Annotated in this window: 3 protein-coding genes, 25 tRNA genes, 2 rRNA genes and 1 riboswitch (1 of these 31 cut by a window edge); all 30 genes read left to right on the top strand. The window is 48.3% G+C overall.

From position 1 onward, the window contains the following. A 23S ribosomal RNA gene (locus tag IGI78_RS14910) occupies positions 1-20 on the top strand (it extends 2,895 nt beyond the left edge of the window). 81 nt (positions 21-101) lie between these two features. After that, a 5S ribosomal RNA gene (gene rrf / locus IGI78_RS14905) occupies positions 102-217 on the top strand. 16 nt (positions 218-233) lie between these two features. Beyond that, a tRNA-Val gene (locus IGI78_RS14900) sits at positions 234-306 on the top strand. Positions 307-309: 3 nt separating this feature from the next. After that, a tRNA-Lys gene (locus tag IGI78_RS14895) sits at positions 310-382 on the top strand. A 14-nt stretch (positions 383-396) separates the two neighbouring features. Further along, positions 397-478: transfer RNA gene (locus IGI78_RS14890), tRNA-Leu, on the top strand. 7 nt (positions 479-485) lie between these two features. Beyond that, positions 486-558 (top strand) — tRNA-Thr (locus tag IGI78_RS14885). 10 nt (positions 559-568) lie between these two features. Then, a tRNA-Gly gene (locus IGI78_RS14880) sits at positions 569-640 on the top strand. A gap of 18 nt (positions 641-658) precedes the next feature. Beyond that, a tRNA-Leu gene (locus tag IGI78_RS14875) sits at positions 659-744 on the top strand. An 11-nt stretch (positions 745-755) separates the two neighbouring features. Then, a tRNA-Arg gene (locus tag IGI78_RS14870) sits at positions 756-829 on the top strand. Between the two features lie 11 nt (positions 830-840). Then, positions 841-914: transfer RNA gene (locus IGI78_RS14865), tRNA-Pro, on the top strand. Positions 915-927: 13 nt separating this feature from the next. After that, positions 928-1,000: transfer RNA gene (locus IGI78_RS14860), tRNA-Ala, on the top strand. A 28-nt stretch (positions 1,001-1,028) separates the two neighbouring features. Next, a tRNA-Met gene (locus IGI78_RS14855) sits at positions 1,029-1,102 on the top strand. A 13-nt stretch (positions 1,103-1,115) separates the two neighbouring features. Beyond that, positions 1,116-1,189, top strand: a tRNA-Ile gene (locus IGI78_RS14850). Between the two features lie 26 nt (positions 1,190-1,215). Further along, a tRNA-Ser gene (locus IGI78_RS14845) sits at positions 1,216-1,305 on the top strand. Between the two features lie 66 nt (positions 1,306-1,371). Then, a tRNA-Met gene (locus IGI78_RS14840) sits at positions 1,372-1,445 on the top strand. A 38-nt stretch (positions 1,446-1,483) separates the two neighbouring features. Beyond that, a tRNA-Asp gene (locus IGI78_RS14835) sits at positions 1,484-1,560 on the top strand. 1 nt (position 1,561) lies between these two features. After that, positions 1,562-1,632, top strand: a tRNA-Gly gene (locus tag IGI78_RS14830). Between the two features lie 17 nt (positions 1,633-1,649). Next, positions 1,650-1,723: transfer RNA gene (locus IGI78_RS14825), tRNA-Ile, on the top strand. 21 nt (positions 1,724-1,744) lie between these two features. Continuing rightward, positions 1,745-1,832 (top strand) — tRNA-Ser (locus tag IGI78_RS14820). Between the two features lie 9 nt (positions 1,833-1,841). Further along, a tRNA-Glu gene (locus tag IGI78_RS14815) sits at positions 1,842-1,913 on the top strand. Positions 1,914-1,925: 12 nt separating this feature from the next. Then, positions 1,926-2,015: transfer RNA gene (locus IGI78_RS14810), tRNA-Ser, on the top strand. A gap of 66 nt (positions 2,016-2,081) precedes the next feature. Continuing rightward, positions 2,082-2,155: transfer RNA gene (locus IGI78_RS14805), tRNA-Met, on the top strand. A gap of 39 nt (positions 2,156-2,194) precedes the next feature. Continuing rightward, a tRNA-Asp gene (locus tag IGI78_RS14800) sits at positions 2,195-2,268 on the top strand. Between the two features lie 8 nt (positions 2,269-2,276). After that, positions 2,277-2,349 (top strand) — tRNA-Phe (locus tag IGI78_RS14795). Positions 2,350-2,356: 7 nt separating this feature from the next. Further along, positions 2,357-2,427, top strand: a tRNA-Gly gene (locus IGI78_RS14790). Between the two features lie 16 nt (positions 2,428-2,443). Beyond that, a tRNA-Ile gene (locus IGI78_RS14785) sits at positions 2,444-2,517 on the top strand. 15 nt (positions 2,518-2,532) lie between these two features. Beyond that, positions 2,533-2,604: transfer RNA gene (locus IGI78_RS14780), tRNA-Glu, on the top strand. Between the two features lie 91 nt (positions 2,605-2,695). Further along, positions 2,696-2,777: riboswitch (SMK box riboswitch) on the top strand. Beyond that, positions 2,775-3,959, top strand: a complete 1,185-nt coding sequence (metK, locus tag IGI78_RS14775) for a methionine adenosyltransferase (RefSeq protein ID WP_005233362.1) — start codon at positions 2,775-2,777, stop codon at positions 3,957-3,959. (Overlaps the previous riboswitch by 3 nt.) Positions 3,960-4,025: 66 nt before the next feature. Continuing rightward, entirely contained in the window at positions 4,026-5,483 is a 1,458-nt protein-coding gene (locus IGI78_RS14770) for an MDR family MFS transporter (RefSeq protein WP_077452374.1), read from the top strand. A 22-nt stretch (positions 5,484-5,505) separates the two neighbouring features. Beyond that, positions 5,506-6,285: an alpha/beta hydrolase gene (locus IGI78_RS14765; RefSeq protein WP_077452373.1), complete on the top strand. Its 780-nt coding sequence runs from the start codon at positions 5,506-5,508 to the stop codon at positions 6,283-6,285. Positions 6,286-6,309 lie beyond the last annotated feature (24 nt).

The following is a 6,309-nucleotide window of genomic DNA, read 5'->3' as shown; positions in this document are numbered from 1 at the left end:
TCGATCGAGGACTTAACCAAAAAGAAAAAAGCACGTAAACTCGTAGCGTTTTGATTTCTTCGATCCAGTTTTGAGTGAGCAAAACTTACTCAATTGAATAGTGTGGTGGCGATAGCAAGAAGGATACACCTGTAACCATGCCGAACACAGAAGTTAAGCTTCTTAGCGCCGATTGTAGTGAAGGGTTTCCCTTTGTGAGAGTAGGACGTCGCCACGCGTTTTTTTTACCTTATGGGGGTTTAGCTCAGCTGGGAGAGCATCTGCCTTACAAGCAGAGGGTCAGCGGTTCGATCCCGTTAACCCCCATATGAGTCGTTAGCTCAGTTGGTAGAGCATCTGACTTTTAATCAGAGGGTCACAGGTTCGAGCCCTGTACGACTCATAGTAATAACCTATGCGGGTGTGGCGGAATTGGCAGACGCACTAGATTTAGGATCTAGCGCCTTCGGGCGTGGGGGTTCAAGTCCCTTCACCCGCACTTCATTGCCGGCTTAGCTCAGTTGGTAGAGCATCTGATTTGTAATCAGAGGGTCGAGGGTTCAAGTCCTTTAGCCGGCATCAGGAATATGCGGAAATAGCTCAGTGGTAGAGCACCACCTTGCCAAGGTGGGGGTCGCGGGTTCGAACCCCGTTTTCCGCTTTGCCTTAGCAATTTTCAGCCGGGGTGGCGGAACTGGCAGACGCACAGGACTTAAAATCCTGCGGTGAGTGATCACCGTACCGGTTCGATTCCGGTCCTCGGCATTTCTTAATATGCGCCCATAGCTCAATTGGATAGAGTGTTTGACTACGGATCAAAAGGTTAGGGGTTCGACTCCTCTTGGGCGCGCTTTTTAATAACGGGAAGTAGCTCAGCTTGGTAGAGCACTTGGTTTGGGACCAAGGGGTCGCAGGTTCGAATCCTGTCTTCCCGATACTTTTTCAAAAGGGGCCTTAGCTCAGCTGGGAGAGCGCCTGCTTTGCACGCAGGAGGTCAGCGGTTCGATCCCGCTAGGCTCCATATCATTTGAATAAATGATTCTTTTTTACGCGGTGTAGCTCAGCTGGCTAGAGCGTCCGGTTCATACCCGGGAGGTCGGGGGTTCGATCCCCTCCGCCGCGATTTTTAAGAGCCTGGACCTTTAGCTCAGTTGGTTAGAGCAGACGGCTCATAACCGTCCGGTCGTAGGTTCGAGTCCTACAAGGTCCATTGTGGCATTGTATCTGTTTTATTATGGAGGATTACCCAAGTCCGGCTGAAGGGAACGGTCTTGAAAACCGTCAGGCGGGTAAAACCGTGCAAGGGTTCGAATCCCTTATCCTCCTTAACTGTCTCTTTTGTTGCGAGCAAAAGAATCACAGTCCTTTAATTACTGTAAAGTAATTACTTATCGCGGGATGGAGCAGTCTGGTAGCTCGTCGGGCTCATAACCCGAAGGTCGTAGGTTCAAATCCTGCTCCCGCAATTGCTTTTGTTTTCAAAAGCGCAATAAAAGCTAAATATGGTTTGGTAGTTCAGTTGGTTAGAATGCCTGCCTGTCACGCAGGAGGTCGCGGGTTCGAGTCCCGTCCAGACCGCCATGCGGGTGTAGTTTAGTGGTAAAACCACAGCCTTCCAAGCTGTTGTCGCGAGTTCGATTCTCGTCACCCGCTTTAGCTTTTATTTTTTGGGGCCTATAGCTCAGCTGGTTAGAGCGCACGCCTGATAAGCGTGAGGTCGATGGTTCGAGTCCATTTAGGCCCATCAAAATGTAGTCATACATTTGGGGAAGTACTCAAGTGGCTGAAGAGGCGCCCCTGCTAAGGGTGTAGGTCGGGAAACCGGCGCGAGGGTTCAAATCCCTCCTTCTCCGTTTTTTATTGGTCCGTTGGTCAAGTGGTTAAGACACCGCCCTTTCACGGCGGTAACACGGGTTCGAATCCCGTACGGATCATTTTTTACTTTTGGAGGATTACCCAAGTCCGGCTGAAGGGAACGGTCTTGAAAACCGTCAGGCGGGTAAAACCGTGCAAGGGTTCGAATCCCTTATCCTCCTTAACTGTCTCTTTTGTTGCGAGCAAAAGAATCACAGTCTTTTAATTACTGTAAAGTAATTACTTATCGCGGGATGGAGCAGTCTGGTAGCTCGTCGGGCTCATAACCCGAAGGTCGTAGGTTCAAATCCTGCTCCCGCAATCGCTTTGTTTAACGGCAAAGCAGCAATACAAAGCTTCTGGTTTGGTAGTTCAGTTGGTTAGAATGCCTGCCTGTCACGCAGGAGGTCGCGGGTTCGAGTCCCGTCCAGACCGTTGTTTTTGGCTCGGTAGCTCAGTTGGTAGAGCAATGGATTGAAGCTCCATGTGTCGGCAGTTCGATTCTGTCCCGCGCCATAGGAATGCGGGTGTAGTTTAGTGGTAAAACTACAGCCTTCCAAGCTGTTGTCGCGAGTTCGATTCTCGTCACCCGCTTTGCATTTTTTATTTGGGGCCTATAGCTCAGCTGGTTAGAGCGCACGCCTGATAAGCGTGAGGTCGATGGTTCGAGTCCATTTAGGCCCATTACATTTTTAAACTGGTCCGTTGGTCAAGCGGTTAAGACACCGCCCTTTCACGGCGGTAACACGGGTTCGAATCCCGTACGGATCATGCAAACACTCTTGAGAGTGTTTTTTTATTACCCAAAAATGATCTTTTTATCATTTTCTCAAGCATGAGCAGTCAAAATTTGTTATAATCAGTCCGTTGCAAGTTCCCGAAAGGATTCGCAGCTGCGAAGATGCCTTGTAACCGAAACATATATTAGGGGGAATACAAAAATGACAGAGAAACACTTATTTACATCAGAGTCCGTTTCAGAAGGACACCCAGACAAAGTAGCCGACCAAATCAGTGATGCCATCTTAGATGCGTTGCTTGCCGAAGATCCAATGGCACGGGTCGCTTGCGAAACGTCAGTTACTACCGGACTGGTTTTAGTCTTTGGAGAAATTTCTACTTCTGCTTATGTAGATATCCAAAAAGTCGTCCGAGAAACCATCAAAGAAATCGGCTATACACGAGCAAAATTCGGCTTTGACGGTGACACGGTTGCTGTTTTAGTAGCGATCGATGAGCAATCACCAGATATCGCTCAAGGCGTCGATGATGCTTTAGAAAGTCGTGGAGAAACGGATAAAGAAGATATCGGTGCCGGCGACCAAGGCTTGATGTTTGGTTTTGCTGTTGATGAAACACCTGAATTGATGCCTTTACCGATCGCGTTGAGCCATCGGCTGGTACGTCGCTTAGCAGAGTTGCGTAAAAACAACGAACTAAGCTACTTGCGTCCAGATGCAAAATCACAAGTAACCGTTGAATATGATGATAACGATCAACCACAAAGAGTGGACACCGTCGTTATTAGTACCCAGCATGATGATGCGGCTGATAATGAAACGATCCACCGTGATGTCATCGAAAAAGTGATCAAAGAAGTGATCCCTGCCGATCTTTTAGACGAGCAGACAAAATATTATATTAATCCTACTGGTCGTTTTGTGATTGGCGGTCCTCAAGGGGATGCCGGTTTGACTGGCAGAAAAATCATCGTTGATACTTATGGCGGCTATGCACGTCATGGCGGCGGTGCGTTTTCTGGAAAAGACGCAACCAAAGTTGACCGTTCAGCCAGCTATGCGGCTCGCTACATTGCTAAAAACATCGTAGCAGCAAAGCTAGCCAAAAAAGTGGAAGTACAATTAGCCTATGCGATCGGTGTGGCACAGCCCGTTTCGATCAGCATCAACACTTTTGGTACAGGAACCGTCAGCAACGAGCGCTTGATCCAAGCGGTACGGGAAAACTTTGATTTGCGACCAGCAGGAATTATTGAAATGTTAGATTTGCGCCGTCCGATTTATCGTCAGACTGCCGCTTACGGACATTTCGGTCGTACAGATATCGATTTGCCATGGGAACGCACCGACAAGGTGGCGGCACTTTTGGCAAGTGTGAAGGATTAAAAGAGGCGACCTCTATTGATGACCATCAATAGAGGTTCTTTTTTTTGGAGTAAAAGGAGGAGTTACATGCGAACCAATGTAAAATTAGTCACCATTGCAGTTTTTGTCGCAACGTTTATGACCGCGATCGAAGGAACGATCATTACGACAGCGATGCCTACCATCGTCAGTTCATTGAAAGGAATCGAGATCATGAACTGGGTCTTCTCGATCTATCTTTTGACCAGTGCGATGTTGACCCCGATCTACGGCAAGTTTGCCGATAATATCGGCCGCAAACCAGTCTTTTTATTTGGTACGCTGCTGTTTATTATCGGGTCGGCGTTTTGTGGGATGGCCAATACGATGTTGACGTTGATCATTGCCAGAGCGTTGCAAGGATTAGGCGCAGGGGCCATGATGCCCGTTGCCCTAACGATCATTGCGGACCTGTATCCTGTTGAAAAGCGGGCGAAAGTCTTAGGGCTCAATAGTACTGCTTGGGGGATCGCCAGCGTCGTCGGACCCTTAGCCGGTGGCTTGATCGTAGATACGATCGGCTGGCATTGGATCTTCTTTATCAACGTGCCCATCGGATTAGGGTTGATCGCCTTGATTTGGTTTTATTTTCATGAAGAAAAAAAAGCCTTTGCTGCAGTCAACATTGATTATGCTGGCAGTCTCTTGTTGATGTTGACGCTAGTAGGGCTCCTGCTAGGCTTCCAGTTGCTGGGAGATTATGGTATGAGTCTGCCTGTCATCGGGCTATTCGTTTTTTCTGTCCTTACGTTTATCGGCTTCATTCGAGTGGAGAAAAAAGCAACAGATCCGATTATTGATCTGAAGCTGTTCCACTCAAAATTGTTTGTGGTGGTCAATATCGTAGCAGCTTTGGCGAGCGGCTTCTTGATGGGGATCGATGTCTATATCCCAATGTGGATGCAAGGGGTCTTAGGCATGAGTGCGGGGATTGGCGGGCTTGTGTTGGCACCGTTGTCGATTTTATGGATGATTGGTTCCTTCTTAGCCAGCCGTTGGTTGACACAACACAGTGTCAGTTGGGTCTTGACGGTTAGCTTAGTGATCACGGCTACCGGTGCTTTGTGGCTCTTTTTGACACCGGCACAGACGTCATTCTGGTTGTTCTTGGTGATTTCTTCTATTACGGGCGTCGGTTTAGGGGCAACGATGGTGGTTTGTACCGTTACTGCCCAAACCAGCGTTGCCCCCACCCAAGTCGGCGTGGCGACTTCTTTTAATACGCTGCTGCGCACGATCGGGCAAACCATCATGGTGGCGGTCTTCGGTATCGTTTTAAATACCAGTAATAGCATAGGCTTAGCACAGGCGCAAGTCACTGACAGCAGTGTCATGAATCAGCTGGTTGATCCAGCCGCCGCGCGTCAGCTGCCAACCGCCTTATTAGGACAATTACGGGAGATTCTTTATAGCGGTCTACACTGGGTTTTTGGGATCGGTGTTTTACTCATTGTGCTAGCGATTGGTTTGACCCGCACGATTTCGCGAGAATCTGGTACAATATAAAAAAAGGATCGCAGGTGATTGTATGGCTTTTTTACAAGCAAATATCTATTCAAATGTTCTTGAAATGGAGGTAATGATCGATGTGATCTTGCCTCAAAGTACCAAGAAAAAAATCGGCACCCAAAGCCAATCGACGGGCACAGATCTCCCAGTGCTTTATTTATTGCATGGGATGAACGGAAATCATAGTGTCTGGCAGCGACGGACGTCGATCGAGCGGTATGCCGCAGAGTATCAACTAGCGGTCATCATGCCGTCTACTGATCTAGGCTGGTATACTGATACGACCTATGAGATGAAGTATTGGACGTTTATCGCCGAAGAATTACCACAGATTTGCCATGAGCTGTTTCCTCAGCTGACGCAAAAACGAGAAAAAACTTTTGCAGCAGGTCTCTCGATGGGAGGCTATGGGGCTGTAAAACTTGGGCTGCGCAAGCCTGACCAGTTTGCGGCGGTAGCGTCTTTGTCTGGGGCATTAGCGCTGGCTGAAAGCATGGATTCCTTGCTGCAGCTGCGAAGCCAAGCTTATTGGGCAGGAATCTTTGGCCCTTTAGAGCAATTCAAAGGATCTGAAAATGATTTGATCCATCTGATTGAGACCATCGATCCAAGCACCGCGCCGCGCTTTTTTATTAGCTGCGGAACCGAAGATCAACTGTACCCGGCAAGTGAGTATGCGGCGGATAAGCTGCAAAAACGCAAAATAGCCGTAACGTTTGAATCGGGAACTGGGGATCATGATTGGAATTTCTGGGATCAATGGATCCAACGAGTCTTGCAATGGCTTTTTAGCGAATAAAAAAAACCATCAGTCGATCGACAC

The organism is Enterococcus sp. DIV1767, assembly GCF_050542585.1.
Taxonomy (GTDB): Bacteria; Bacillota; Bacilli; order Lactobacillales; family Enterococcaceae; genus Enterococcus_D; species Enterococcus_D innesii.
Note: the sequence above shows the minus strand (reverse complement) of the source record. Positions and strands in the feature narration are given on the sequence as shown.

Bases quoted from the DNA above. Each gene is read 5' to 3' on its own strand.
- metK (WP_005233362.1), top strand. From the start codon at position 2,775: ATGACAGAGAAACACTTATTTACATCAGAGTCCGTTTCAGAAGGACAC.
- IGI78_RS14770 (WP_077452374.1), top strand. From the start codon at position 4,026: ATGCGAACCAATGTAAAATTAGTCACCATTGCAGTTTTTGTCGCAACG.
- IGI78_RS14765 (WP_077452373.1), top strand. From the start codon at position 5,506: ATGGCTTTTTTACAAGCAAATATCTATTCAAATGTTCTTGAAATGGAG.